This is a genomic window from Enterocloster sp. OA13 (genome assembly GCF_022440595.1).
Taxonomy (GTDB): domain Bacteria; phylum Bacillota; class Clostridia; order Lachnospirales; family Lachnospiraceae; genus Enterocloster; species Enterocloster hominis.
Genome location: NZ_JAKNTF010000001.1, coordinates 6,340,571 through 6,364,093, shown reverse-complemented (window position 1 = coordinate 6,364,093; position 23,523 = coordinate 6,340,571). Strand labels below are relative to the sequence as shown.

Genomic DNA, 23,523 nt, shown 5'->3' with positions numbered 1-23,523 from the left:
GCAGTCCCCAATCCTTTTTAACCGTCCACCCCTGTCACGGTTCCCAGCACTTCCCCAATCCGGTCACTGATGACCAGATCCGCCTGGGAGTCACGGGAAGTAGCGCCTTTGTTAATCAGTACCAGTTTATTTCCGCGGTAATAATCAATCAGCCCGGCCGCCGGGTACACAACCAGTGATGTACCGCCGATAATAAGCACATCGGCATTCCGGATGTATGTTACAGCCTTCTGTAAGGTCTGGTTGTCCAGTCCTTCCTCATACAGCACCACATCCGGCTTAATGACACCTCCGCAGCTGCAGTGGGGTACACCGTCACACTTCACCACATAATCCAAATCATAAAACTCCCCGCATCTTGTGCAGTAATTCCTATGTACGGAGCCGTGAAGCTCCAGGACCTCCCGGCTTCCCGCCATCTGGTGAAGTCCGTCAATATTCTGCGTAATCACAGCCTTAAGCTTCCCCTGCCCCTCCAGATGCGCCAGGGCCTTATGAGCCGCATTGGGCCTGGCATCCGTAAACAACATCCTGTCTTTATAGAAACGGAAAAATTCCTCGGGATACCTGACATAGAAGCTGTGGCTGATGATAGTCTCAGGCGGATACTTATACTGTTGGTTATAAAGCCCGTCCACGCTTCTGAAGTCAGGGATACCGCTTTCCGTTGACACCCCTGCGCCCCCGAAAAATACGATATTGCTGCTGCCATCAATCCAATCCTTAAGCTGCTGCCATTTTTCATCCATAACTTACTTTCCCCTCCTTATGCTATGATAGAAGCTTATGCTATGATAAAAGCTTATGCCATCATACAAGCTTATGCTATATAGAAGCCCTGCTATACAACCTCATCCAGGAAAACGCCTTTCAGCGGCTGTACGTACCGCCACCAATAAGGAATCTCCCCGCTATCCGCCTCCATGATTTCATCCAGCGGACGGTATCCCAACAGCCAGGCCGTCATTTGCTCAACCGTAAGTTCCAGAACCTCTGTGGATACCAGTGCATCACTGCCGCCTTCCGCAATCCCAAAGCCTTCCACGGTCCCGATTCCCTCTATCCGCCCAAGCCTGGAACCATCCGTCCCCAGCCTCCACCGCCAAAGTCCGTGATTGCCATCCACCAGGCGGTCCCTGATTCTTATCATAACCTCCATCCTGGGGCAGGGACAATCTTCATTCACGGAAATGACTTCCGCCATAGCCGCCACATCCGTAATACGGGCCATGATTGCAGGTCTAGCAGCCGGAAGGTCCTCCGGCGCCTGAATCCACTCATCCCTGTCACAATAGAGGAACCTCTGTTCCTGCTTTTCTTTGCCCCAGACCGCCTTCAGGGCAGCCAGTTCCCCCTGCCCATCCAGGTATCCATACACCTGTCCGTCTTCACTGTCAAGCTCTGCCTGAAGCATCTGAAGATATGCGCTGTCACGCTCTGCATATACCTGGAAACGCCCCCCAAGCCAACGGTTCATCCAGTCAGCCAGATCCATCCTGCCTGGTGCCTTTGCCTGCATCTCCACCATAGCTACACCCGAGGCCCCTGTCTGCACCTCCGCCGCAGCCACATATGCCTCCTCTTCCCCGGCCTCATCCGCCGCAGCATCCAGGCGCAGCCCAATGGCCCGCACTCCTGCCGCCGCATCCTCCCGCAGCGTCCACACCGGCTGGTCAAAGACATATACAAACCCAAAGGGCCTGTAGATATCCGGGGAAGCCGGCATCAGGTAGCAGAAGGGCGTATGCGCCTCATGCATGTCCTGAAGCATTGTCACCAGAACATCCCTCATATGGCCCTGATGGCGGCTGTCTGAAGCGGTTGCCACACCCACGATATAGGGCAGGACATACATCCTGTCCCTGACCCTTACCTTATAAGGGTTCAGGTGCGCCATGGTCAGCATTTTCCCGCCTTCATCCTCCTTGACAATCACCTGGCTGTCCAAAATCTTCTTCCCAAAATAGTAATCCAAAAACGCCTCTGAGTCCTCAGGAAAAGCTTCCTTCCACAGCGGGATGCATTTTCCATACTCATCTCTGTTCAAATAACGGATCATCGTTTCCTCACCATATATTTTCTTGCAAATCCAATGGGATTGTAACTCATCTTAGCCTTCCTGAGCCCTTCCATCCCCACATCATCCTCACGGTTCACCAGGGCCACATCCGGGAACTCATTGACCAGGAACTGCTGGTTAATGAACTGGTACAGGCCCTTGATATCCGGGTTTGCCTTCTCAATATGGATGACCGCCATATTCTCCCGTTCATTCAGGCTTCCAATAGTAAATGCCTCCATCTGTCCGTCCACATACACAGCCGCCATGCGCACGCACAGGCTGGAGCAGTTCTTCAGTATCTCATGGATACCCGCCACCTCATATTCCAATGAATCCTCCAGGGCATCGGCATCCGCCTTCTTCTGCCTCCAGCGCTCCATGAACTCCCAGACCTCATGCCTGTCCGAACAGCAGAGCCTTCTATACTCATACCGCCCCTCATACTCCCTCATAAAGGCATTCAGATGGTTCTTTTTCTTATGGAGTTTCTTCCCTGACAGGGTGCGCATGGCCTCCCCGTCATACAGGTAATCCTTTAAATCCACCTGCTCCTCCACCTCATACTCCTTCGGGTCCAGCCCCAGATACTGCACCGCCTCCTCATCAGCCAGTGCAATAAAAAACGGCTTATGGAGCACTTCTGCGAAATACTCCTCCAGCTGGTGGAAAAAATAGGGCAGGTCTTCCTCCCTGCACATGGGCATGGCAGTGGAAACCTGTCCATCCCTCTCCATCAGCCACAAAGCCGCCCTGTCCTCACTGACCGTACATTCCACATGATAATAATCCTTCCATAAAAAACAATCCAAAAACACACTGTCACATGCTTTATTGGGCCTCAGGCCATAAAAAGGCTTCAGCCTTTCTATATCCCCAGCCACCACGGGCTTAAAATCAAGCTTCATAAAATTACCTCTCTTTATTCGTACGACTGTTGTTAGTATACCATAATTTCCAATACTAAAACAGTTTTTTTAAGATTGGCATAATCCAGCTATCAAACTTAAGCAGCCACAAAAAGTCCCCATCGCCTCCTTAATTTCAAACCATCCGCTCCTGCGCTCCCCTATAAGTAAGTATCTATCTTTAATGTGTGTACTTGTTAACCGTTTCTGCGTCAACTATAATATCCAGTAAAGGAAACGTTCATAAAAACACCCAAATCAATACCAAAACAATACGGAGGTACAATTCATGAAAAAAGAGCTTGCGGTAAATCCCTATTTATTCCCGATGCCGGTACTTATGATAGCCACCTATGGTGACGACGGCAAGGTAGACGTGATGAACATGGCGTGGGGAGGTATCTGTGCTGAAGATATGGTCTCACTCAATATCAGCGAGGACCATAAAACATCCGCGAACATCAAGAAAACAAACGCTTTTACACTGAGCATTGCGGACGTGGACCATCTGGAAGCAGCCGATTTCTTCGGCATTGCCACCGGCAACAAAATGGAGGACAAATTTGAGCGCAGCGGCCTCACTGCGGTAAAAAGCCAAAAAGTCAACGCGCCCATCATCGACGAATTTCCCCTAACCCTTGAATGTGAAGTAGTCGAATATAAAAATGAAGCCTACGGTTTCCACGTCATAGGCAGGATTGTCGGCGTACTGGCGGAAGCGCATGTACTCAATGAAAAGGGCAAGGTTGACCCCAAAAAGCTGAACGCATTCGTATTTGACCAATTTCAAAATGGCTACTATGCCATCGGCGAAAAAGTCGGCCAGGCCTGGAACAGCGGCGCCGGACTCATGAAAAAAAATTAAATGCATAATCCCCACGTCCCTCCCAACCCTCTTCCCTTTTGCACATGCAGCGGTTGGAATACGCAGTCCGTGAAGAGGGTCAGGGCGGGCGGCGGCCTCAGATTCCTGGGTCCGGGCAGCAGAAAAGATGGGGGTGGATTCTTGCATCAAAGCAAGAATCCAAGGAGCTCTGAACGGAGAAAGCTCATCAGAGTTTCTCCGTGAATAGCACCGGTCCCCCATCTTTTCTGTTGTCCGGGCCCTGGAAGCTGCGGCCTCCGGCCCTCAGCGCGTGGTCTGCCGCCGCCCGCCCTGACCCTCTTCACGGACGTAGCCTTCCCACCCCTTCATCCGCCCCTTCAATCCTGCGCAATCTCCTTCACCAACAGCAGCCTCTGCCCCTGCTTCACCTGCTCATCCGCCAGTTCATTGGTAGATATGATGGTGCCGATGGTGGTATGGAACTTTTTCGCAATGGACCAAAGCGTATCGTCCGGCTGGACAATATATCCCACGATTCCAGGCAGTTCCTGAAGCTTCTGCAGATCCATGGGATTGACGGCCGCACCGGTAATCACCGGCTCGCATACCGGCTGCAGGACCAGGAAATCCAGGGCAACCACTGCCTTTACCTCCACCATGTCGCCGCCCATCATGACCGCGCTCAGCTGCTCCAACCCTGCATCCAGCTGGTATACGCTGTCCTCACGGATTCCCCTGGCTTCTGCGGTACAGTGGAACGGCACCTGCTCCACGGATGACTGTACAGGCGAGGTGTCATCGCTGGTAAGATATAACAGGGTCACCTCCAGGACGCCGTCTATCTGCAGGCAGTCCTCCCCCACCTCCACGTCATCCAGCTTGATGGTCCCTTCGTTGTGGCAGATCTGGAGGATACGCTCGGCCTGGGGCAGTTTCAGCTTTTCCGCCACCTTGGACTTGCACACATTCCTGGTCAGTATCTGGTCAAAACAGGCCTCTGTCCGGGTCAGTTCAATCTCACGGTTGTTGGAATACATGTCGCTTAACAGCTCCACCTGCTCTTCCTCGTACAGCTTGATATCCAGCTCCAGGACAGCATCCACGTCCATTTCCCGCATTTCCCCGTCATAGTCGGGCTTGGCTTCCATATCCTTGTGGGCCAGGCGCACGGTTACCATGGGAATCTGCTCCTCCTTCACATCGCCCATCTCCATGTCGCCTGAGAATGGCAGGGTCTCCTCCATCCACTGCATGGGCATGTTTTCATCCTCCGCGCTGTAGATGACAAATACGCTCAGTTCACCGTCCAGATGCAGACGGCCGTCCAGCGGTTTTACGGTTATGTCCCGAAGCTTCATTTCACGCCACAGAAGCTGGCCGATATTAGGCTTTCCGCCTGTAAGGCTCAGTTCTTCCTTGATGCGGTATGTATCCTTGCGCCTTACGGCAATGGCTGCCGCGGTGGCTGTCCGTTTCAGTGTTTCCACCTGTACCTGTCCCGATGCATCTGTGTCCGACAGACCGGCCCCGGCGCTGCGGCTTCCGCTTTCCATGTCCACATCCACTGCGGCTTCCACATCCCTCAAAGTCTCCACCCGCACCTGAAGCGTGATGATGGCCTGGACCCCCAACTTCCTGGAGTTAATCATATCCGTATTCAGGTCCTCCAGCATCCAGTTAAGGCCCACGTAGTCCTTTTCCTCCAGTCCGGGGACATTGACCACTTCCTCAAACGGGATGTTGCCGCCCAGGGTCTGGAGTCCGCCCGCTTCCCTGCGGTACAGCACCTGGAACTCCAGCTTGCCCTTTACCGCCACCTTATCTCCCTGGTTCTTCACTGTCTCAATCTGGATCTCCCCGGTGTCTAACATCACCTGTTCCATATCGTCCATGGTGTCCGGCACAATAAAGTCATCATCCAGTGTAATCTGTGTGGTAACATTTCCCTTCCATTGGTTCATATGTATCTGTTTCTTTATTAATTCCATAAAAACACCTGCCATCTCTCCAGAACGTATCTGAACATTGTTTTCTGCCAGCCGGGCGTGAATGGTGTTCAGATACGCTCCGGTCTTTTAGAAAAATCTATGCGGACAGCAGGTGGTTTATGCTTTATATCTTATCTTTCATCGTATTTGTCCATAAAATGATGGCGCGCGCCCTTTTGCACATATCCAAGGCAGGCGTCCAGATTGATGTTCTCCACGCTTTTCATGATGTTGGCGTCGATGAACGGGCTGTTCTTCCTGAGGGAGCGGATTAATTCCTTCATCTCCTGGCGCTTGGAGGTATGGACGATATCCGCCGCATCCCCCGTAATCCCCCTGGCCGCCTGTTCCCTTGCAACCTGCTCCGTGAACCGGCAGGCACATTGGAGGAAATGCAGTCCATTGTAGTCTTTCCAGTCCAGGATATCCTCTTCCTTAACAAAATAAAGGGGACGGATCAGTTCCATTCCCTCGAAGTTGGTGCTGTGGAGTTTAGGCATCATGGTGTTGATCTGTCCCCCGTAGAGGATGCCCATGAGTATGGTCTCTATCACATCATCAAAATGATGGCCCAGCGCGATCTTATTGCACCCCAGCTCCCTGGCATGGGCGTACAGGTACCCCCGCCGCATGCGGGCGCAGAGGTAACAGGGCGACTGGTCCACATCCACCACGATATCAAAGATATCTGAATCAAAGATGCGGACCGGTATATTCATAAGGGCTGCATTATCCTCAATCAGCTTCCGGTTGTCAGGGTGATAGCCCGGGTCCATGACAATGAACTCCAGCCCAAACTCCGTGCCGCTCTGGCGTTTTAACTGCTGGAGGCACTTGGCCAACAGCATGGAATCCTTGCCGCCTGAGATACAGACAGCCACCTTATCGCCGTCCTGGATCATCTTATATTCCTGAAGCCCCCTGACAAAGGGGCGCCAGATTTCCTTGCGGAACTGCTTGATGATGCTCCGCTCTATATTCACATATGGTGCTTCATTCTTCATGACTGGTATGGTTTCTCCCGTGTGTCTTTATTCTGTATTCCCTGCCCTGCGTCTTCCTGGGAAGGAACCTCTGTCCCCCTGGCCGCCAGCGCCTGCTTCAGGTACTCAATCTCCTGTTCCATCTGCTCCATCCGGCTTCTCATATCCTCGTATTCTTCCAGCGTCAGGCTTCTCTTATTCTTCGGTATGGTGACGCCGTCCTTTTTTACCGGACGGGCCGGTATCCCCACTGCGGTCACATTGTCCTCCAGAGGTTTTAAGAGCACTGCGTTGGCGGCAATGGAACAGTTATCCCCCACCTCAAATGCCCCCAGAATCTTGGCTCCGGCCCCCACCATGACATTGCTGCCAAGGGTTGGATGGCGCTTCCCCTTCTTCGTGCCCACGCCGCCCAGGGTGACTCCCTGGTAAATCGTACAGTTATCCCCCACCACCGCGGTCTCACCGATGACCACGCCGGTTCCATGGTCAATGAGGATCCCATGGCCCAGCTGGGCGCCCGGATGTATCTCTATCAAAGTAAAAAACCGTGCTATCTGTGAAATAAGCCTGGCTATGAAAAACATCTTATGCTGATAAAACCAATGGGCAAACCTGTGCCATATGAGGGCATGGACCCCCTGGTAAAGCAGGAACACCTCCAGTGCGTTGCGGGCAGCGGGATCGCGTTCCTGTACGGCCTTAATGTCAAGCCAAATGTCTTTGAATATCATAGTATACTCCACCCTCTCTTTAACAAGTTAAAACATTGCTGCTGTGACACGACATTTACCGAAAAACATAAATATCGTATAGTATAGCATATGATATTCAATTTAAAAAGGATTTTTTACTGGAATACGACAGGATTCTCCAAATACTCCGTCTTGATTACAATATATGGGAAAGACTGCTCCGTGCCTGCATTTTCCCCCTTCTCAGGCCCCTTTAACTCCGTGTTGATTACAATGGAGTTGTCGGTAAGGTAAAGGTCGTTTACGCTGATGCTGTACCCGCCCGTGGGCTGTACCCCGTACCCCACTGCAATGTACAGGTTCTGCTCATCGCTGTATGTAAGCTTGAAGGGCTGCTGCTGTTTCTCAGCAATCAGTTTCTTAAGTTCATCCGGCACATCCAGGTCCCCGGCCACCGTAAAATCCAGGTCCCGGACCTTATCCCCGTCATCCTTTGAAGCGGAACAGCCTGCCAGCCACAGCGACGCGGCAATGACCATCAGCAGTCCCAGGTACATTTTCCCTTTGATAAATGCCTTCATGTTAATAAAACCTCCCGGAATATATGATACAATTACTATCAATATATTCCGGAAGGTCCTGATTATTCTTGATTCATCTCAGAGTGTGCCTGAAAATGCTTAAGCTTCCCTATATACAATCTTCCCTTATACAACCTTCCCTCATACAATCTTCCTAATCCAGCCCTCCGGCGCTTCGATGGTGCCCATCTGGATACCGGTAAGGGTTTCATACAGCTTCCTGGTAACAGGTCCCATCTCATCCATGCCGCTGGGGAAGCAGATTTCCTTTCCATGGTCAACAATCTTGCCCACCGGGGAAATGACGGCAGCGGTGCCGCACAGGCCGCACTCTGCAAAATCAGCCAGCTCAGCCAGCTTCACAGGCCGCTCCGTCACCTTAAGTCCCAGGTAATGCTGGGCAACATGGATCAGGGAACGCCTGGTAATGGAAGGAAGGATGGAGTCAGACTTAGGCGTGACCACCTCCCCGTCCCTGGTAACGAACAGGAAATTCGCGCCGCCTGTCTCTTCCACATAAGTCCTGGTACCCGGGTCTAAGAATACATTCTCATCATAACCGGCTGCATGGGCGGTGACAGAGGCATACAGGCTCATGGCGTAGTTAAGCCCGGCCTTCACATGGCCTGTTCCATGAGGCGCCGCACGGTCAAAGTCGCTGACGCACAAGGTCAGGGGCTTTGCGCCGCCCTTAAAATACGGGCCTACCGGGGTCACGAACAGGCGGAACTGATATTCATCCGACGGCTTGACGCCGATAACCGGACCTGAAGCAAACATATACGGCCTTAAATACAGGGTTGCGCCGCTGCCAAAGGGGGGTACCCAGGCCGCATTGGCCTTAACCACTGCTTCCACTGCTTCCAAGAACCTCTCCTTTGGGAATGGAGGCATCTCCAGGCGCGCCGCGGAGTCCATCATGCGTTCAGCATTCAGGTCAGGTCGGAAGGTGACAATGCTTCCATCCTCAGTCGTATAAGCCTTAAGGCCCTCAAAGCATTCCTGGCAGTACTGAAGGATGCCTGCGCACTCATTAATCACCACATTGGAGTCCGAAGTCAGTTCTCCCTCCCCCCATGCCCCGTCTTTATAGTTTGCAACATATCGCTTGTCCGTCGGCATATAAGAAAATCCGATATTTCCCCAGTCCAGGTCTTTCTTTTCCATAATCAATTCCTCCGTTCAGGTAGAAGTAGCTTGTTTTGTTGAACACAATTATAATCGCATTAATCCGTAAAATCAATGGGTTCTGTGTAAATGTGATATACAATTCGTGCATATTAGCCATAACCGGACCTAAGGGCGGCTTATCCCTCTTCCTCATTGTAAAACATGTTAAGATATGTTAAATTAATAAATAATCTAACACATGTGAAGGAGAATCACCAATGGCCAAGAAAACCGCCCGGGGCACCCGGGGCAAGATTGTAGGCGCTGCATGGAAGCTGTTCTATGAACAGGGATACGAGGATACCACGGTAGAGGAAATCATCGAGCTGTCCCACACATCCAAGGGCTCCTTTTACCACTATTTTGATGGCAAGGATGCCCTTTTAAGCACCTTAAGCCTGTTATTTGATGAAAAATATGAAGAGCTTACCGATATCCTGGCAGAAAAACCGGAGATGACCGCCATGGACAGGCTGCTGTTTCTTAACAGCGAACTGTTTGGAATGATTGAGAACAGTATTTCCATGGACCTTCTGGCCCGGCTCCTGTCCACCCAGCTGATCACTGCCGGCGAAAAGCACCTGCTGGACCATAACCGCACCTATTATAAACTCCTGCGCAAAATCATTGCCCACGGCCAGGATAACGGTGAATTAAGCACCGGCTTAAGCGTCAGCGAAATGGTAAAGCTGTATGCATTAGCGGAACGCGCAATCCTTTATGACTGGTGCCTGTGCGGCGGTGAATACTCCCTCAGACGGTACAGCGTGTCGGTCATGCCTGGATTCCTGAGCAGCTTCCTGGAGCACCGGGAAAACACCTTATAAGAAGGGAACCGGCAGGCCAATATTGGGAAAGAAAATAAATTCTATTTTATTGAACATATATTATTTAATATATCGTACGGTCAATATTCCTTTTATTTATAAGGAATATTTAATATAAATAATATTTTCGTCTAGTATTCAGTCTATACTTTGTTCTGTATTGCGTTCTCCTATACCTCATGTTATAATGTGCACATTATGGCTACTTCCGTTTTCCCCGGGCTGACAGGTTCCGGGGAAATGTATGTAATGGCCAATATAATGCAGCACCATGCAGCTTTATGTATCGTGGATATATTATGAATATGTAGATATATCATAAATATATCGAAAATGTATCGTACATATGGTGCATGCACTATAATTGATTGAAAAGCTGAATTGATTGAAAACAGGAGGGAAAACATGAGTACAGGACAAATAGGGATTCTGGCTGCCATCATCATATATCTGGCTGCCATGGTCTACGTAGGTTTCTATTTCAGCAAAAAAGGCGGCGGTGATTCAGCCGACGAATTTTATCTGGGGGGCCGCAAGCTGGGAGCCTTGGTAACCGCCATGAGCGCCGAGGCATCGGACATGAGCAGCTGGCTGCTTATGGGGCTTCCGGGAGTGGCATACCTTACCGGTATCGCAGACGCAGGGTGGACTGCCATCGGCCTTGCAGCAGGTACATATCTGAACTGGCTGATTGTGGCAAAGCGCCTGCGCCGTTATTCCGTGGCCTGTGACGCCATCACAATCCCGGACTTTTTCTCACGGCGCTACAGGGATGAGAAAAACATACTGATGTGCATTGCCGCCATTGTCATCCTTATCTTCTTCATCCCCTATACGGCTTCGGGCTTTAAGGCTGTGGGGACCCTGTTCAACAGCCTTTTCGGCGTAAATTACCATGCAGCCATGATTGTGGGCGCCATTGTCATCATCGGTTACACGGTCCTGGGAGGATTTATGGCTGTCTCCACCACGGACCTAATCCAGAGTATCGTCATGAGCATTGCCCTGGTCATCATTGTATTCTTTGGGGTCAATGTTGCCGGGGGCTGGGATGCGGTGGCGGACAATGCCCGTTCCCTCGCAGGATATCTGAGCATGACCCATATCCATAACATGGCGGACAATACGGCCTCCCCTTATGGATTCATCACCATACTTTCCACCCTGGCGTGGGGGCTGGGGTATTTTGGCATGCCCCATATCCTTCTGCGTTTCATGGCAATCAGCCATGAGGATAAGCTGAAGACATCGCGACGCATTGCCTCCATCTGGGTGGTCATCTCCATGTTCGTGGCAATCCTGATTGGAATCATCGGCTACAGCGCTTCCGTCGCAGGCAGCATCCCCACCTTTTCCTCCAGTTCCGAGTCAGAGACCGTCATCATCCGTCTGGCCGACCTGCTGGGGCGTCATGGACTGCTGCTGTCCATCGTGGCAGGCGTTGTCCTGGCCGGAATCCTGGCATGTACCATGTCCACGGCTGATTCCCAGCTGCTGACCGCCGCGTCTGGGGTGTCCCAGAACCTGCTCCAGGATTTCCTTAAGATTAAGATGGACACCAAAACATCCATGATGGCTGCCCGCCTTACGGTTGTGGGAATTGCGCTGGTAGGCATTGCGCTGGCATGGAATCCCGACAGTTCCGTGTTCACCATCGTATCCTTTGCCTGGGCCGGCTTTGGAGCCTCCTTTGGCCCGGTCATGCTGTTCGCCCTGTTCTGGAAGCGCAGCAACCTCAAGGGCGCCCTGGCCGGCATGGTTTCCGGCGGTATCATGGTATTCGTATGGAAATACGGCGTGCGGCCCCTTGGCGGGGCATGGAATATCTACGAACTGCTCCCCGCATTCCTGGTGGCCTGCGCTGCCATCGTGATTGTATCACTGGCAACCGCTGCGCCGTCTGCAGAAATCTGCGAAGAGTTTGATTCTGTAGGAAGATAATACCGGCCCATAAGTCTTAGACAACGTAAAACCACTGTCCCAGGCACAGTCATACCTGCCCGGAACAGTGGTTTTTCTTATTTGGCCCTTATATCAGCTTAATCTTCCTGTTTACTGCAGATTGCCAGCCTGTGCTGGTATTTCTCCCTGGTAGCCAGCCCTCCCCGGATATGGCGCTCGGACTTGTTTACGTCCAGTACAATCCTTGCCTGGGCAGCCAGCCCCGGATTGATGTGTTCCAGCCTGTCAGTTACATCCTTATGTACCGTGGATTTGCTTATCCCGAATTTCTTCGCCGTCTGCCTTACCGTGGCATTGTGGTCTATGATGTAATTGGCGATGGCTACCGCACGTTCTTCAATATACTCCTTCAAAGTGAGTCTCCTGAGGATTTTTTTACATCATATGCGGAAAATCCTGGGATTAGCACCACCTCGTACGGATTTAGCGGAAATATTTTTAATACGTCAGTTTGTCCCTATAATAAGTAATACGATAAGGTATATTATAGTATCGGTCAACACGCTCTGTTCAATATCAATTAAATACTATGTATATTCTTCATATGTCATCATAGTGACACCCAATTTTCACAATATTAGCATTTGATTTGTTTGATTGAAAAACAGTAGTTATGCTACCATACACCCAAATCAAAAGCAATCCTATACACCAAACAGGGAACTGTCCTGGTTTTTCCATCTCATGTCTTTCACCCATAGGTATCCCCTTCAAATAATAGGGATAATCTATCTTATCATCTTTTAACAAGCGGGTTACAGTATTACCGGCGTTACTTCCTGCTTTCACCTCTATTCCATAATTCTCATAATCCAGAAGACTTCTGACATAAAAATCCCGTTCTCCTTTCATCTTTCCATAGGTTGCAAACCACGGCGTAATATCTGATTTTTACGTTACTATCTAACAAACCAGTGATTGGGGCTGTTCGTATCTATTACTTTCCTTATCATAAAAACAATCTTTAAAGTTCCTTGCCAAATCATAAACGGTTCGCTTATAGCCATTAAAGATTGCCGTGTTTCCTGCATCAAATTCTTCTTGGCATAATCTTACAATAGCAGCCTTTTTGTCACTATGTGGATTAAGCTTTACAATCGTATTTCTTATTACATCATTAGGAACCAGTTCCGAAATTACTGTATTTAACGTTCTATCTGTAGTCATATTAGCTTGATACATTTCAAACAGTTCTTGTGTACTCCGCTCCTCTACAAGTTCTTTCTGTTTCATAAGGTTCCAAAACTCTGTAGAAAAAAGATGTTCCATTTCAAATAAAAAATCCCCTTTAGAAATCATTGACTTCTCTGCTTCTATTATTTCATCAGAAGGTTTATAATACTGGCTTTTGATTATTGCACTATTGAATTTATCTATCTCATCTTTTGCCCTCTTCCCGGCCTTATCCTTATCAAATAATATATATAATTTATTTTTAAATCCTACTAAGTTCCAGGCCTCCGCCCAATTTCTCAGCTGTGTTGTACCACATCCTTCATCTCTTGTTAGTATTCTTATCCTTCCCTCTCTAATTAAGTCAAATAGTTCAGGCGAGTGAACCTTTATTGCCAGTCTCAAAACTTCCCTATCCGTAAACCCTTCGACACAAATGGTAGGTATATCACTAAGAAAATTATCATTAAGCAAAGAATTAACCGATTTCAGTTGATTTTCCAACTGCGCTATAAAAGGTGTAATTAGTGGAAGAATGCCAATCGCAGAGTGCAAACTTTGTGGATCATTTTTTTCATGAATAATAGTAGCATCATTCGTTTTATCTTTGCAAATATGTATTATCCTTACATTTTTATCTTTCATTGAATAAAACGCAGGAGAATGTGTCGTAATGAATAATTGTATATCCTCTGAATAATTCGACAATTCACGCGACAAATCAAAACATCTTGACATTTCCATACCATTTTCAGGCTCTTCATAACCCCAGATTGTTGTATAAGGAACAGAACCTCTTGCTACTGATTTGTTGTTTTGTTCAGCAATAAATTTTAGTATTGCCGGGATATGCCTCGCTTTTATTCCATCTCCTCGCTGATCTAATAGTATTTCATTTAACGAATTGTCTTGAGTCAGAAAAGATAATTGACTAAAAATATCAGATTGATTACGTGGCATAACAAGAATACTGTTTATACCTATACTCTTTTCCACAATATCGCTTATACGTTGTGTATATTCTTTAAGTCCCGTGGAATATTGCTCAGTCAGCTTGATAAATTCACTATCCGCTTTAACTGATATACTACTATAAAGGCTACCAAGCAACTGTCTAAAATAATCATCCCCTTTTACTGCAGGAACGTATTTATATCTAATGCGATTTAACAATGTAGCCGCTTTAGAATATTTAGCAAATTCCCTGTTTTTTTTATCAGAATACAGACCATCTGCCCGCCATGTTTTTGTCCATATTATGAAACCTGCATCTGTATAATTAGTAGGTATTTCAAACTTAATCTGTATAATAATTTCCTTTGCCCGTTTCGTTCGCTGTGGAGCTAAGTTTGAATAGTCAACATCAAAATCGAATTTTCTACCATTGTCAGTTTCATTGTTAAAAAACAAATTCAACGCTTTCAGGAAATTAGACTTCCCTGCATCATTGAGTCCAACAAATATATTCATACTAAGAGTCATAAAAGTTTGACTCACTATAGAGCGAAAATTTTTAATAGTTACTTCACATATTAAATTCATCTTTTGTTCCTTTTCAGTTTTCTAAGTACAGAAATATTTTACATCTGTTTTCTAACTATTGCAATGTAAATCATTTTTACATATATCATCATAAAGACCTTAACATATATTTCAAAAATTATACATAAAAAGGCATAATACGATAGCCGCTTCCTATTCTTCGATATGCCCCACTTACAGGGTTTTAGGCTGGTGGATGATGATACGGATATCCTTGCCATCCATCACCCGCTGGTAAGTGCTCCTAAACGCATAAGGATTGTCAATGATTTTATTTTTATCATATAAAAAGAAAAATATATGTTCGGCCTGATAGTGAACCATATCCGCAGCGATTTCCTCGGTCAGCTTCTTTATGCTCATGGAGTCCCTGGAACATTTTATTTCAATAACTGCTGAAAGTTCCTTTATCCATATATCTGTGCGCACCATCGAAAAACCGGTGTCCTCCGGCACTTCTGTCCTGGCCTCGGGAAAAAGAGGTTTGAGCAGCGCATATAAGATATGTTGGACGTCATATTCATTTTTAATCTCAAGCGACCTCATTGCTCTTTTATCAATACCCGCCTTTCCATGGGGTTCCTTTTCAAAAAATGCCTCCATAAACAAGTCGAACTTTTCCAGAATTTCCTGCAGGCATAATATTCTGTTTTCAGTCTCCATATAGCTGCCGGGCATAGCGGACATCTGCTCCGTCAAATAAGAAAGCACCCATTCTTTCGCTGTTTTCATATTCTTTAAGGTATCCTCATAAGAGAACTTATTTTCCATGTAACCGGAAAGTACATTTACCTTTTTCAGAACGTTATTGTCAACATCCAAACCAGCCAGCGTCTCCTTCAGTTCCTCCAGCCGCGCCCTATATTCTATTTCTGTTTCACTTGCGTCTAAGCTATCCATCATTTTTCCCAGAACAGTCGTCAAGATTCTCTCCCCCATCTTAAATAAAACAAGAACAATGGATCTGTAATATAAACAATCCCATCCTTCCACTCCAACACCCGGTAAATATCTTCCCTTCCCGTCAGTAGTTCCTGCAGCTTATTCAGGCTGTCTTTCAATGCCTGCTTCCCGGGTTTGTTCCCCTCTGGTTTAATCAACCTGTCAACCCTTTCTTTGATATCGTCAAACGTCAGGCTCATAATAGGTGGGTTTTTAGCCAGGGACTCTACGAGCAGACCATATATATCTAAATGCTTGCCATCCTTTGTCTCAAATATAGTGCGGCTCTTTCCCCTTGGGTTTGGTCCTTTTGTCATTACCTTTACTACATCCTGATATTCAAAATTCATGGTTGTGAAGCAGTATGCGGTCTTTAAAACAGACTCATCTATCCGCTCTATCTTCTTCTCATCACTTTCCAGCAATGTACAGATACTCAAACAGATGTATTGCATCAGCTGGGGCGACGTAAGGCTTTCGACGGCTATATTTTTAGCAATTGCATCCGATATTTCTATTCCCAGTTCCTTAAATCCCTTTATGGCAATTTCTTTTAGTTCCTGTTCTTCCCAAGGCTCAATATTAATCAGGCTCAGCCTTCCTGACAGATCAGCGTTCTGCCGTATAGCATCATCCGAACGATGCGGCAATGAGACTACTACCGCCTTGAATTCACGCCGTATGGCATCTTTTAGCTGCTGGGCAATCTGTAAGCGTTTTTCATCTGGGGCATAATGGAAATCGTCTAAAACCAATACATAGTTTTTCTCTTTATAGTAGTTGATTACCTTATCTTTGGTCAGGACAAATTTTTCTGTCCTCCCACTCCCCTCATCCTGATATTCATCCTTTATGTTCTTTGTTATCGTGAACTCTCCCTGGTATGGCAATCCCGCCCTGGCCGCGACTACTTCCCAAAAGTCTGCATTGCCGGAAAAGTCCGCTCCCGACACTTCGATGATATGGTCAAAGCCAATTACCTTTTCGCACAAAATGGTTTTTCCCATCTTGGAAGGTCCTATCAGGGAAGTCAGACAGCCAGATATCTTCAATGCCTGTTTCAATCTTAACTCGTATGAAATGTTGGGTGAAGCAAACTTTCTGGATACATATGTATAATCCGGAAATGCGCCTGGTTTAAAAACTTCTTCTGATTTTAGCATTTAATCTCCCCTCATTTTTATAATTAGGTTTTTTATTATTAGGCTTTTTATTATTATATACCAATATCCATAAGATTTAAATCATATTAATTGTTTTTTATATATATTATTGTCTTTTATAATATTTTACCCATTATTAATCATTTTAATCTCATTTTATTTCAATAAATGGTTCTATACTGAATGTTGGGGTGTGCTGAAAAGCACACTTCCAACATTCTTTTGATTGTAATAAAATACATCTATAAGAAGCCTCCCAAACCCATTATTCCGACCAAAGTTTAATGTTATGGAGGTGACCCCTTATAGATGTACCCTAATTATACCAAGGCTTTCCTTAACTTGGAAGGTGTTTTTATTAAAAAAGTGGTTCAGGCAGACTCTTTCATTAAAATTTTCATCCAGTCCCAACCGGTAGAACAGACTTGCCCCTGCTGTGGGGCTAATACAAAACGGATTCATGATTACCGTTTACAAGAGGTCCAGGACATTCCCTTACTGGGAAAACAAGTTATCCTGCTCCTTCGCAAACGCCGCTACCTCTGCCCATACTGCCGCAAACGGTTCACGGAACCCTATTCGTTCCTCCCCAGATACCACCGCAGGACCCGCAGGCTGGCATTTTACATTGTCTCCCTGCTCCGGCAGACCTTTTCCTTAAAACAGATTGCAGAGCTTACCGGTGTTTCCGTCCAGACGGTCTGCCGCCTTCTGGACACGATTTGCTATTCTCCGCCTGACCAGCTTCCGCAAGCGCTTTCCATTGACGAATTCAAAGGCAATGCTTCTACCGGTAAATATCAGTGCATTCTGGTTGATCCGAAAAAGCGCAGGATCCTCGACATTCTCCCGGATCGGACCCAGAGCCATCTGGCTGATTATTGGCGGAACATTCCCAGGAAAGAACGCCTGAAGGTAAAGTTCTTCGTCTGCGATATGTGGCGCCCCTACACCGAACTTGCACAGACCTTCTTTCCAAACGCTACAATCATCGTGGATAAATATCATTTCATCCGGCAGGTGACATGGGCGATTGAAAATGTACGCAAACGACTGCAGCGGTCCATGCCGGTTTCTCTGCGTAAGTATTATAAACGCAGCCGGAAACTCATTCTGACCCGCTATAAAAAGCTGAAGGATGAGAACAAACAGGCCTGTGATTTAATGCTTCACTATAGCGAGGATCTACGTCTGGCACACCGGATGAAAGAGTGGTTCTATGATATCTGCCAGATGGAAGCGTATCGTCAGCAGCAGAAGGAATTTGATGACTGGATTACGAATGCACAGAGCTGTGGGATCAAGGAATTTGAAGCCTGTGCTAAGACCTACAGGGCCTGGCGAAAAGAAATCCTGAATGCCTTTAAATACGGGTTGACAAATGGTCCCACAGAAGGATTTAACAACAAGATAAAGGTATTAAAACGGAGTAGCTACGGAATCCGGAATTTCAAACGGTTCCGAACCCGGATACTTCACTGTACATCATAGGATAAAAAGGTCGGTAATGCGGAGGCTTATTTGGCATGCCCAAAATCAGTAAAACCTGGAACTAAACATAAAAAGGGCCCTTTTCATAGAATTGGGGCGGGATTTTACAAATCCCACCCCAACTATTGACAAAGAGCCCAATAAATAAGGCGGACAAGTTTATTCTACTACTCAAAAAGGGGAGTCCATTTGTATAAGGACACCCCTCTTTTTCACATTTATTAAGTATTTATTTAAAAAGTCCCCCATAAGGTTACTTCATCCATCCCACCCCCCCCCCAACAGCCGGTCCGTCAAAATAACGCATTGGTCCAGGCAGTCCGCCCATACCGGTCGCTTACCTGCGCCCGGATATAGTCCTCATCCCCGGTCAGCCTGTATTCCCCATACCCGGTTGTCCCTTCAATATCCTTACAGACAATGGAACCCCCGGCATTTATATGGTTCCCGGCAATAAAATCAATCCTGTATACCGGGGAACACCGGATACAGGCCCTGCCGTCCCGGATTTCCCAGTTGTATATCTCCGGTCCTGCCGATGAATAGAAATTGCCGGCTATCATATTCTGAAGGATGTCCTCATGGGTCAGTTTACCTGCCCGCACCATGATATAGCCGCCGCAGGCATCATCAAACTCCCCTCCGTTGTGATTGTCATCCGCTGCCACTGCAAATACCTTCTTCCCATCCCTGAGCATCCTGTCCCAGCCGGCAGTATCATAACCCGTGCCGCTTTCATTCACAGTGCCGTAATTGAAGATTTCCACGGCCCACAGATGATCCGTATGGACGAATTCCTCATGCGCCACCCTGGACCATGCGGGGTGGTTGTAGACCGTGATGCAGCCACGGCTTTTCAGGTAATTGCAAAGCCTTCCCGCCTCGCCCGCGCCGTCCCATGTCCCGTAGGATACAGACGGCCGTATGGCTTCCCTTTCCCTGAACACATTCTGTCCTGCCTCCTCCTGCATGGCCCGGGTTCCCAGGATGCCGTGGATGTGATGGACCTTAAGGCATTTATGTGGCCCGTCCTCCCCGCACAGGATTGCGGATGCCTCAAGTCCAGGCAGTATGATGAAATCCTCACAGTCAAATTCCTTCCTGTAATCCGTATATAAATCATGTTCTGAAAAACACAGGAAATTATATCCGTTTTCTTTAAACAGCCGGACCGCCTCAGCGGGAGCCAGCCTTCCGTCTGAATTGGTGGTATGGCTGTGGATATTGCCCTTGTACCAGTTTCCTTCCGGTGTAAAACCTCTCTGATCTTGTATCAAGCCCAATCCCTCCTGGCCCTTATCTGAATCATTGCTTTCTTGGACACACAGATGACAAAAAACCATCTTCAGATGCACCCTACAGCGGGATACAGTTCCTCTCCGCCACCGACAGGTATACCCTGTCGCCCTGATGGAACAGCACATGGCTGCGGAACAGCACATCCACATGGATCTGTACGCCCTTTACATTTACCTGGTACCGCAGCACATTGCCCCTGGGCATGTCATCCTCCACAATCCCCTCAAACTGGTACTCATCCCTATTGCCCAATGGGGATGATGATATGGAAAATGTCTCCGGCCGTATGGCTGTCTCACCCAAACGTCCCTTCCCGGTCATCCGGGCAAACTGTTCAGGCGTCAGCTGGTTGTAGCTTCCGATGAAACTGGCCGCAAAGCTGCTGACCGGCCTTGTATACACGGTCACCGGGTCACCGGACTGCTCAATCCTCCCATCGTGGAACAGGTTAATCACATCAGACATCACCATGGCCTCATCCTGGTCATGGGTGACGAACACGGACGTCAGACCCAGGTCCTTTGTAATCCGTTTAATACTGATCTGAAGGGACTTGCGCAGCTTGGCGTCAATGGCGCTTAAGGGTTCATCCAAAAGCAGCACCTTTGGCTCCATGACAATGCTTCTTGCCAGCGCCACCCTCTGCTGCTGCCCGCCGGAAAGGCTGGCCGGATGCTGCCGCTCCTTTCCCTCCAGCTCCACCATACGGATGGCGGCTTTTACCTTTTCCTGGATTGTATCCGGGTGCATTTTCTTAAGCTTAAGGCCAAAGGCAATGTTTTCCTCCACCGTCATGTTGGGAAATAAGCTGTATTGCTGGAATACCATGCCGATGTTCCTGTCCTTTGGCTCCTTGGACGTGATATCCTCCCCGTCCAGGAAAATCTGTCCTCCATTTACCGCCTCCAGTCCTGAAAGGCAGCGCAGCAGCGTGCTCTTCCCGCATCCCGAGGGTCCTAACAAGGTCACGAACTGTCCCTTCTCAATATCAAGGCTGATTCCCTTAAGCACATGGTTTGCCCCGTAAAATTTATCTATATTCCTGAATTCAATATATGCCATGTTTACTTCCTCTCTCCATGCATTCCTTTCTTCATGCAATGCGTCTGCCGTTCCTGCCCCCAGCTTCCTGTCCATGGTTCCCGCCTATCGTTCCTGCCCGTCCCTCCTGCCACGCAGGAACACAAATCCGGATATCAGCAGCGTCACGCAGAACAGCACGATGATGATGGCGCATGTCCTCTGGGCGGATTTCTTCATCACATCATACAGATACATCTGGGCAGTAGGGAAATAATTTCCCGCCAGGGTATTGATTACAACGAAATCACCGAACACAATGGCCATGGCCAGCATGGCTGACACCATGACCCCATTCATGATATTGGGCACCACTATATGGAAAAATGAATAAAAGGTTCCCGCTCCCAGCATCTGTGCGGCCTCAATCAGCCTGGACGCATTCATTCCGTTCAGGTTATTCCTGATTCCCTGGTAAATGTAGGGAAGCACCACAATACAGTAGGTGGAGGTCAGCATGAATACACGGTTGCTGAACGGCTCCGGCGCATTGGCATAAAGGGCCAGGACACTGATGGGGAGGATGACTCCCTGGATGGCGTATGGAATGGTGCATAGTATTTGCATATATTGGTCCAGCCCCGGGCAGTAGACCACTACCACATACATGGCCAGCAGCACGGCGGCCGTACAGAGGACAATGGGCAGGATGGATATGAGGACGGTCCTTCCAATGGACATCCAGAACGCACTGTCAGAAAAAATCTCCACATAGGCCCGCAGGGTAAATCCCTTTGGCATGATATCCATCCACTCGCTGAACAGCGAATAGAGGAACGTAAAAAAGAGGGGTATCAGCAGGTAAATCCCTATCACGGACAGGACAACCACTGGTCCGGTTTTCTTTTTTTCCATTACCGTCCTCCTCCCTTCGGCTTTGTTATGGACTGGGTAATCAGGATTGACACCGTCATCATAACCATCAGGAGCACCGCTAGGGCGCTTCCGAACTGGGGCCGCTGCACCACATCCCCCTTGAACTGCTCCGCAATACGGATCGGCAGGATGGAAAAGTTATTCATCAACAGCGCATAGGCCGTGGCGTAAGCTGAGATGGCATTGGCAAAAAGGGTGGAAAATGTTCCCATGATACTGGGCAGAAGCACGGGAATCCCCACCTTCATCCAGAACACGCGGCTGCTTCCCCCCAGCAGGCTTACCGCCTCCTTCCATTCCTTGCGGATGGCGTCAAAGGACGGGATCAAAAGCAGGGTGGAAAGTGGTATCTGGAAATATATGTATGTAAGCATCAACCCCCATACGGTGTAAAGCGGAAATTCCGCCATTCCCTGCACTCCCAGGCTCCTGCCCAGAATGGTGATTACCCCGGAATTGCCCAGAAGGATGATGAAGGAAAATGCCAGCGGCACCCCGGAAAAATTGGATACCATGTTAAGAACGCTCATGAATACCTTCTTGGCCTTTCCGCCCTTTTCACAGGCCGCCTTTCCTCCTATGAACGCCGCCATAAGACCAATGACGGATGAGACAACAGATATGATGAAACTGTTCCTGATAGCCGTATAATACAACGGCTTGCTGAATATATTCATATAATTTTGGAATGTAAAGCCAAGCTCCCCGCTCTCGGGCATGAAACTTTTCACCATAATAGTGAATACCGGCAGGATTTCAAACATTCCTGCCAGTATCAAAAAGGGGAGAAGGGCGGCCAGATACGTCCGTTTCTTCACGATTTCACTCCCCCTGCATTATTTAGCATATGCCACCACATTTTCCTGCCAAAGGGTTCCGATTTCCTTGGTGGTCTTGTCCCATGCGGCCTGGTCATTTACCATACGGCTGTTCTCATACTGCTCGTCAGGAAGCATCTTTTCCTTGATTTCAGCGGGAAGTTCCACATCCCTGACAGGCTTGGCATAGCCCTTTGCCAGATTAATCTGTCCTTTGTCGCTGAGGATGAATTCACGGGCCATGGCCGCTGCGTGGGGCCTCTGGGAATATGCGTTCAGGATAGTGCAGTAACCGCTCTGGATGGAGCCTTCAGAAGGTATATTAATCTCAAAATCCGCATCCGGGTTATTCTCCACAAACTGGTCACGGTAGCCAAGCGCATTGTAATCCCACAGGAATGCAACCCCTACTTCGCCTTTTTCAATACGGGCCATGGAAAATTCTCCCAAATCCAGCCTTCCCTGCTCTGCAATCTGGCGGAAATAATCAAGTCCCGGCTGGATATTGCCTTCATCTCCTCCCATGGCAATGGCTGCTGCCAGAACTGCAAACTGGGCCTGGTTTGCTGCAGTCACATCGCCTACCGCAACCTTATAATCACCGTTAAGCAGATCCTCAAAGGATTTTGGCGCTTCCGCAACCAGCTTTTTATTGGTCATCATGGTCATGGTGCCGTAGTAGCCGATAATCCAGTCCCCGTCGCCATCCTTAGCCCAGTCAGGAATGGAATCCCAGTAGCTTGTCTTGTATTTTAATGTAATTCCCTTTTCCTCTGCAATGGGACCAAATGCCTGTCCCACATCACCGATGTCCTTGGTGGCATTCTTCTTCTCAGATTCAAATAAGGAAATCTCCTCCGCAGATGACATATCCGTATCGGTATGCTCCAGGCCATAATCACTTTTAATATCCTGCCAAGTCCCTATCCAGTTTGCCCAGGTATCCGGCATCCCCACGGAATCGACCCTTCCCTCTTTCTTTGCCTCTGCCAGTATCTCATCCACACCCATAGCGTTTAAGTCTGCTGCCGGAGCCGCCGCCTTAGCGGAACATCCTGTCATGGAAGCTGCTGCCAGGACTGCTGACAGAATAACGCATAAACCTCTTTTTTTCATTTAAGTCATCTCCTCGCCAATTTA

Annotated in this window: 22 protein-coding genes; 4 read left to right on the top strand and 18 right to left on the bottom strand. The window is 48.2% G+C overall.

What is annotated here, in order from left to right; translation table 11 throughout:
• Positions 1-17: 17 nt before the first annotated feature.
• The 3 genes from MCJ35_RS28475 to MCJ35_RS28465 all read right to left on the bottom strand — a co-directional run bounded on the left by MCJ35_RS28475 (position 18) and on the right by MCJ35_RS28465 (position 2,967).
• The gene (locus MCJ35_RS28475) at positions 18-749 is read right to left on the bottom strand and encodes an NAD-dependent protein deacylase (protein WP_025484104.1); all 732 of its coding nucleotides are present in this window, start codon (positions 747-749) and stop codon (positions 18-20) included.
• Between the two features lie 92 nt (positions 750-841).
• Positions 842-2,047 carry a GNAT family N-acetyltransferase gene (locus tag MCJ35_RS28470; protein WP_240299730.1) on the bottom strand — a complete coding sequence of 402 codons (1,206 nt, stop codon included), beginning with the start codon at positions 2,045-2,047 and terminating at the stop codon, positions 842-844.
• Positions 2,048-2,055: 8 nt separating this feature from the next.
• Complete coding sequence (locus MCJ35_RS28465) at positions 2,056-2,967, bottom strand: DUF2156 domain-containing protein (protein WP_008724426.1); 912 nt, start codon at positions 2,965-2,967, stop codon at positions 2,056-2,058.
• A gap of 289 nt (positions 2,968-3,256) precedes the next feature.
• Here MCJ35_RS28465 and MCJ35_RS28460 point away from each other — a divergent pair, with 289 nt between their 5' ends.
• Positions 3,257-3,832, top strand: coding sequence for a flavin reductase family protein (locus tag MCJ35_RS28460; protein ID WP_120056584.1), 576 nt, complete (start codon positions 3,257-3,259; stop codon positions 3,830-3,832).
• A 338-nt stretch (positions 3,833-4,170) separates the two neighbouring features.
• On the opposite strand, the gene MCJ35_RS28455 is transcribed toward MCJ35_RS28460, so the two are convergent.
• From MCJ35_RS28455 to MCJ35_RS28435, 5 genes are all read right to left on the bottom strand, one after another.
• The gene (locus tag MCJ35_RS28455; RefSeq protein ID WP_025484109.1) at positions 4,171-5,781 is read right to left on the bottom strand and encodes a DUF3794 and LysM peptidoglycan-binding domain-containing protein; all 1,611 of its coding nucleotides are present in this window, start codon (positions 5,779-5,781) and stop codon (positions 4,171-4,173) included.
• Between the two features lie 131 nt (positions 5,782-5,912).
• Entirely contained in the window at positions 5,913-6,785 is an 873-nt protein-coding gene (locus MCJ35_RS28450; protein WP_008724421.1) for a tRNA 2-thiocytidine biosynthesis TtcA family protein, read from the bottom strand.
• Entirely contained in the window at positions 6,782-7,498 is a 717-nt protein-coding gene (cysE, locus tag MCJ35_RS28445; RefSeq protein WP_008724419.1) for a serine O-acetyltransferase, read from the bottom strand. Before cysE ends, MCJ35_RS28450 begins: the two co-directional genes overlap by 4 nt.
• A gap of 116 nt (positions 7,499-7,614) precedes the next feature.
• Positions 7,615-8,040, bottom strand: a complete 426-nt coding sequence (locus tag MCJ35_RS28440) for a protease complex subunit PrcB family protein (RefSeq protein ID WP_008724418.1) — start codon at positions 8,038-8,040, stop codon at positions 7,615-7,617.
• 141 nt (positions 8,041-8,181) lie between these two features.
• A complete protein-coding gene (locus tag MCJ35_RS28435) occupies positions 8,182-9,207 on the bottom strand; it encodes a branched-chain amino acid aminotransferase (RefSeq protein WP_025484111.1) in 1,026 nt (341 codons plus the stop codon).
• Between the two features lie 221 nt (positions 9,208-9,428).
• On the opposite strand from MCJ35_RS28435, the gene MCJ35_RS28430 reads away from it, so the two are divergent.
• Both MCJ35_RS28430 and MCJ35_RS28425 read left to right on the top strand, forming a co-directional pair.
• Positions 9,429-10,037 (top strand): TetR/AcrR family transcriptional regulator, encoded by a 609-nt coding sequence (locus tag MCJ35_RS28430; protein WP_025484112.1) that lies wholly within the window; start codon positions 9,429-9,431, stop codon positions 10,035-10,037.
• A gap of 405 nt (positions 10,038-10,442) precedes the next feature.
• The gene (locus tag MCJ35_RS28425; RefSeq protein WP_025484113.1) at positions 10,443-11,978 is read left to right on the top strand and encodes a sodium/proline symporter; all 1,536 of its coding nucleotides are present in this window, start codon (positions 10,443-10,445) and stop codon (positions 11,976-11,978) included.
• 98 nt (positions 11,979-12,076) lie between these two features.
• Here the strand turns inward: MCJ35_RS28425 and spoIIID are convergent, their stop codons facing one another.
• From spoIIID to MCJ35_RS28400, 5 genes are all read right to left on the bottom strand, one after another.
• A complete protein-coding gene (gene spoIIID / locus MCJ35_RS28420; RefSeq protein ID WP_008724393.1) occupies positions 12,077-12,352 on the bottom strand; it encodes a sporulation transcriptional regulator SpoIIID in 276 nt (91 codons plus the stop codon).
• A gap of 187 nt (positions 12,353-12,539) precedes the next feature.
• Positions 12,540-12,851, bottom strand: coding sequence for a hypothetical protein (locus tag MCJ35_RS28415; RefSeq protein ID WP_008724391.1), 312 nt, complete (start codon positions 12,849-12,851; stop codon positions 12,540-12,542).
• Positions 12,852-12,902: 51 nt separating this feature from the next.
• Complete coding sequence (locus tag MCJ35_RS28410; RefSeq protein ID WP_008724390.1) at positions 12,903-14,714, bottom strand: ATP-dependent nuclease; 1,812 nt, start codon at positions 14,712-14,714, stop codon at positions 12,903-12,905.
• 174 nt (positions 14,715-14,888) lie between these two features.
• Positions 14,889-15,638 carry a PD-(D/E)XK nuclease domain-containing protein gene (locus MCJ35_RS28405; protein WP_025484115.1) on the bottom strand — a complete coding sequence of 250 codons (750 nt, stop codon included), beginning with the start codon at positions 15,636-15,638 and terminating at the stop codon, positions 14,889-14,891.
• Positions 15,635-16,663 (bottom strand): ATP-binding protein, encoded by a 1,029-nt coding sequence (locus MCJ35_RS28400; protein ID WP_240299729.1) that lies wholly within the window; start codon positions 16,661-16,663, stop codon positions 15,635-15,637. Before MCJ35_RS28400 ends, MCJ35_RS28405 begins: the two co-directional genes overlap by 4 nt.
• 465 nt (positions 16,664-17,128) lie before the next feature.
• On the opposite strand from MCJ35_RS28400, the gene MCJ35_RS28395 reads away from it, so the two are divergent.
• On the top strand, positions 17,129-18,310 hold the full coding sequence (locus MCJ35_RS28395) for an ISL3 family transposase (RefSeq protein ID WP_008726829.1): 1,182 nt from the start codon (positions 17,129-17,131) through the stop codon (positions 18,308-18,310).
• Between the two features lie 293 nt (positions 18,311-18,603).
• On the opposite strand, the gene MCJ35_RS28390 is transcribed toward MCJ35_RS28395, so the two are convergent.
• The 5 genes from MCJ35_RS28390 to MCJ35_RS28370 all read right to left on the bottom strand — a co-directional run bounded on the left by MCJ35_RS28390 (position 18,604) and on the right by MCJ35_RS28370 (position 23,499).
• Complete coding sequence (locus MCJ35_RS28390; protein ID WP_051400601.1) at positions 18,604-19,587, bottom strand: PHP domain-containing protein; 984 nt, start codon at positions 19,585-19,587, stop codon at positions 18,604-18,606.
• 79 nt (positions 19,588-19,666) lie between these two features.
• Complete coding sequence (locus tag MCJ35_RS28385; protein ID WP_008724383.1) at positions 19,667-20,671, bottom strand: ABC transporter ATP-binding protein; 1,005 nt, start codon at positions 20,669-20,671, stop codon at positions 19,667-19,669.
• Positions 20,672-20,755: 84 nt separating this feature from the next.
• Complete coding sequence (locus MCJ35_RS28380) at positions 20,756-21,544, bottom strand: ABC transporter permease (RefSeq protein ID WP_240299728.1); 789 nt, start codon at positions 21,542-21,544, stop codon at positions 20,756-20,758.
• Positions 21,544-22,383 carry an ABC transporter permease gene (locus tag MCJ35_RS28375; RefSeq protein WP_025484121.1) on the bottom strand — a complete coding sequence of 280 codons (840 nt, stop codon included), beginning with the start codon at positions 22,381-22,383 and terminating at the stop codon, positions 21,544-21,546. The genes MCJ35_RS28380 and MCJ35_RS28375 overlap by 1 nt, the downstream gene beginning before the upstream one ends.
• Before the next feature lie 18 nt (positions 22,384-22,401).
• Entirely contained in the window at positions 22,402-23,499 is a 1,098-nt protein-coding gene (locus MCJ35_RS28370; protein ID WP_025484122.1) for an ABC transporter substrate-binding protein, read from the bottom strand.
• Positions 23,500-23,523 lie beyond the last annotated feature (24 nt).

What these genes read in the sequence shown, in the direction of transcription:
- MCJ35_RS28410 (WP_008724390.1), bottom strand. Translation starts at nt 14,714, where the DNA reads ATGAATTTAATATGTGAAGTAACTATTAAAAATTTTCGCTCTATAGTG.
- MCJ35_RS28465 (WP_008724426.1), bottom strand. Translation starts at nt 2,967, where the DNA reads ATGAAGCTTGATTTTAAGCCCGTGGTGGCTGGGGATATAGAAAGGCTG.
- MCJ35_RS28380 (WP_240299728.1), bottom strand. Translation starts at nt 21,544, where the DNA reads ATGGAAAAAAAGAAAACCGGACCAGTGGTTGTCCTGTCCGTGATAGGG.
- MCJ35_RS28385 (WP_008724383.1), bottom strand. Translation starts at nt 20,671, where the DNA reads ATGGCATATATTGAATTCAGGAATATAGATAAATTTTACGGGGCAAAC.
- MCJ35_RS28435 (WP_025484111.1), bottom strand. Translation starts at nt 9,207, where the DNA reads ATGGAAAAGAAAGACCTGGACTGGGGAAATATCGGATTTTCTTATATG.
- MCJ35_RS28425 (WP_025484113.1), top strand. Translation starts at nt 10,443, where the DNA reads ATGAGTACAGGACAAATAGGGATTCTGGCTGCCATCATCATATATCTG.
- MCJ35_RS28400 (WP_240299729.1), bottom strand. Translation starts at nt 16,663, where the DNA reads ATGGGAAAAACCATTTTGTGCGAAAAGGTAATTGGCTTTGACCATATC.
- MCJ35_RS28475 (WP_025484104.1), bottom strand. Translation starts at nt 749, where the DNA reads ATGGATGAAAAATGGCAGCAGCTTAAGGATTGGATTGATGGCAGCAGC.
- cysE (WP_008724419.1), bottom strand. Translation starts at nt 7,498, where the DNA reads ATGATATTCAAAGACATTTGGCTTGACATTAAGGCCGTACAGGAACGC.
- MCJ35_RS28395 (WP_008726829.1), top strand. Translation starts at nt 17,129, where the DNA reads ATGTACCCTAATTATACCAAGGCTTTCCTTAACTTGGAAGGTGTTTTT.
- MCJ35_RS28455 (WP_025484109.1), bottom strand. Translation starts at nt 5,781, where the DNA reads ATGGAATTAATAAAGAAACAGATACATATGAACCAATGGAAGGGAAAT.
- MCJ35_RS28370 (WP_025484122.1), bottom strand. Translation starts at nt 23,499, where the DNA reads ATGAAAAAAAGAGGTTTATGCGTTATTCTGTCAGCAGTCCTGGCAGCA.
- MCJ35_RS28415 (WP_008724391.1), bottom strand. Translation starts at nt 12,851, where the DNA reads ATGAAAGGAGAACGGGATTTTTATGTCAGAAGTCTTCTGGATTATGAG.
- MCJ35_RS28450 (WP_008724421.1), bottom strand. Translation starts at nt 6,785, where the DNA reads ATGAAGAATGAAGCACCATATGTGAATATAGAGCGGAGCATCATCAAG.
- MCJ35_RS28440 (WP_008724418.1), bottom strand. Translation starts at nt 8,040, where the DNA reads ATGAAGGCATTTATCAAAGGGAAAATGTACCTGGGACTGCTGATGGTC.
- MCJ35_RS28460 (WP_120056584.1), top strand. Translation starts at nt 3,257, where the DNA reads ATGAAAAAAGAGCTTGCGGTAAATCCCTATTTATTCCCGATGCCGGTA.
- MCJ35_RS28430 (WP_025484112.1), top strand. Translation starts at nt 9,429, where the DNA reads ATGGCCAAGAAAACCGCCCGGGGCACCCGGGGCAAGATTGTAGGCGCT.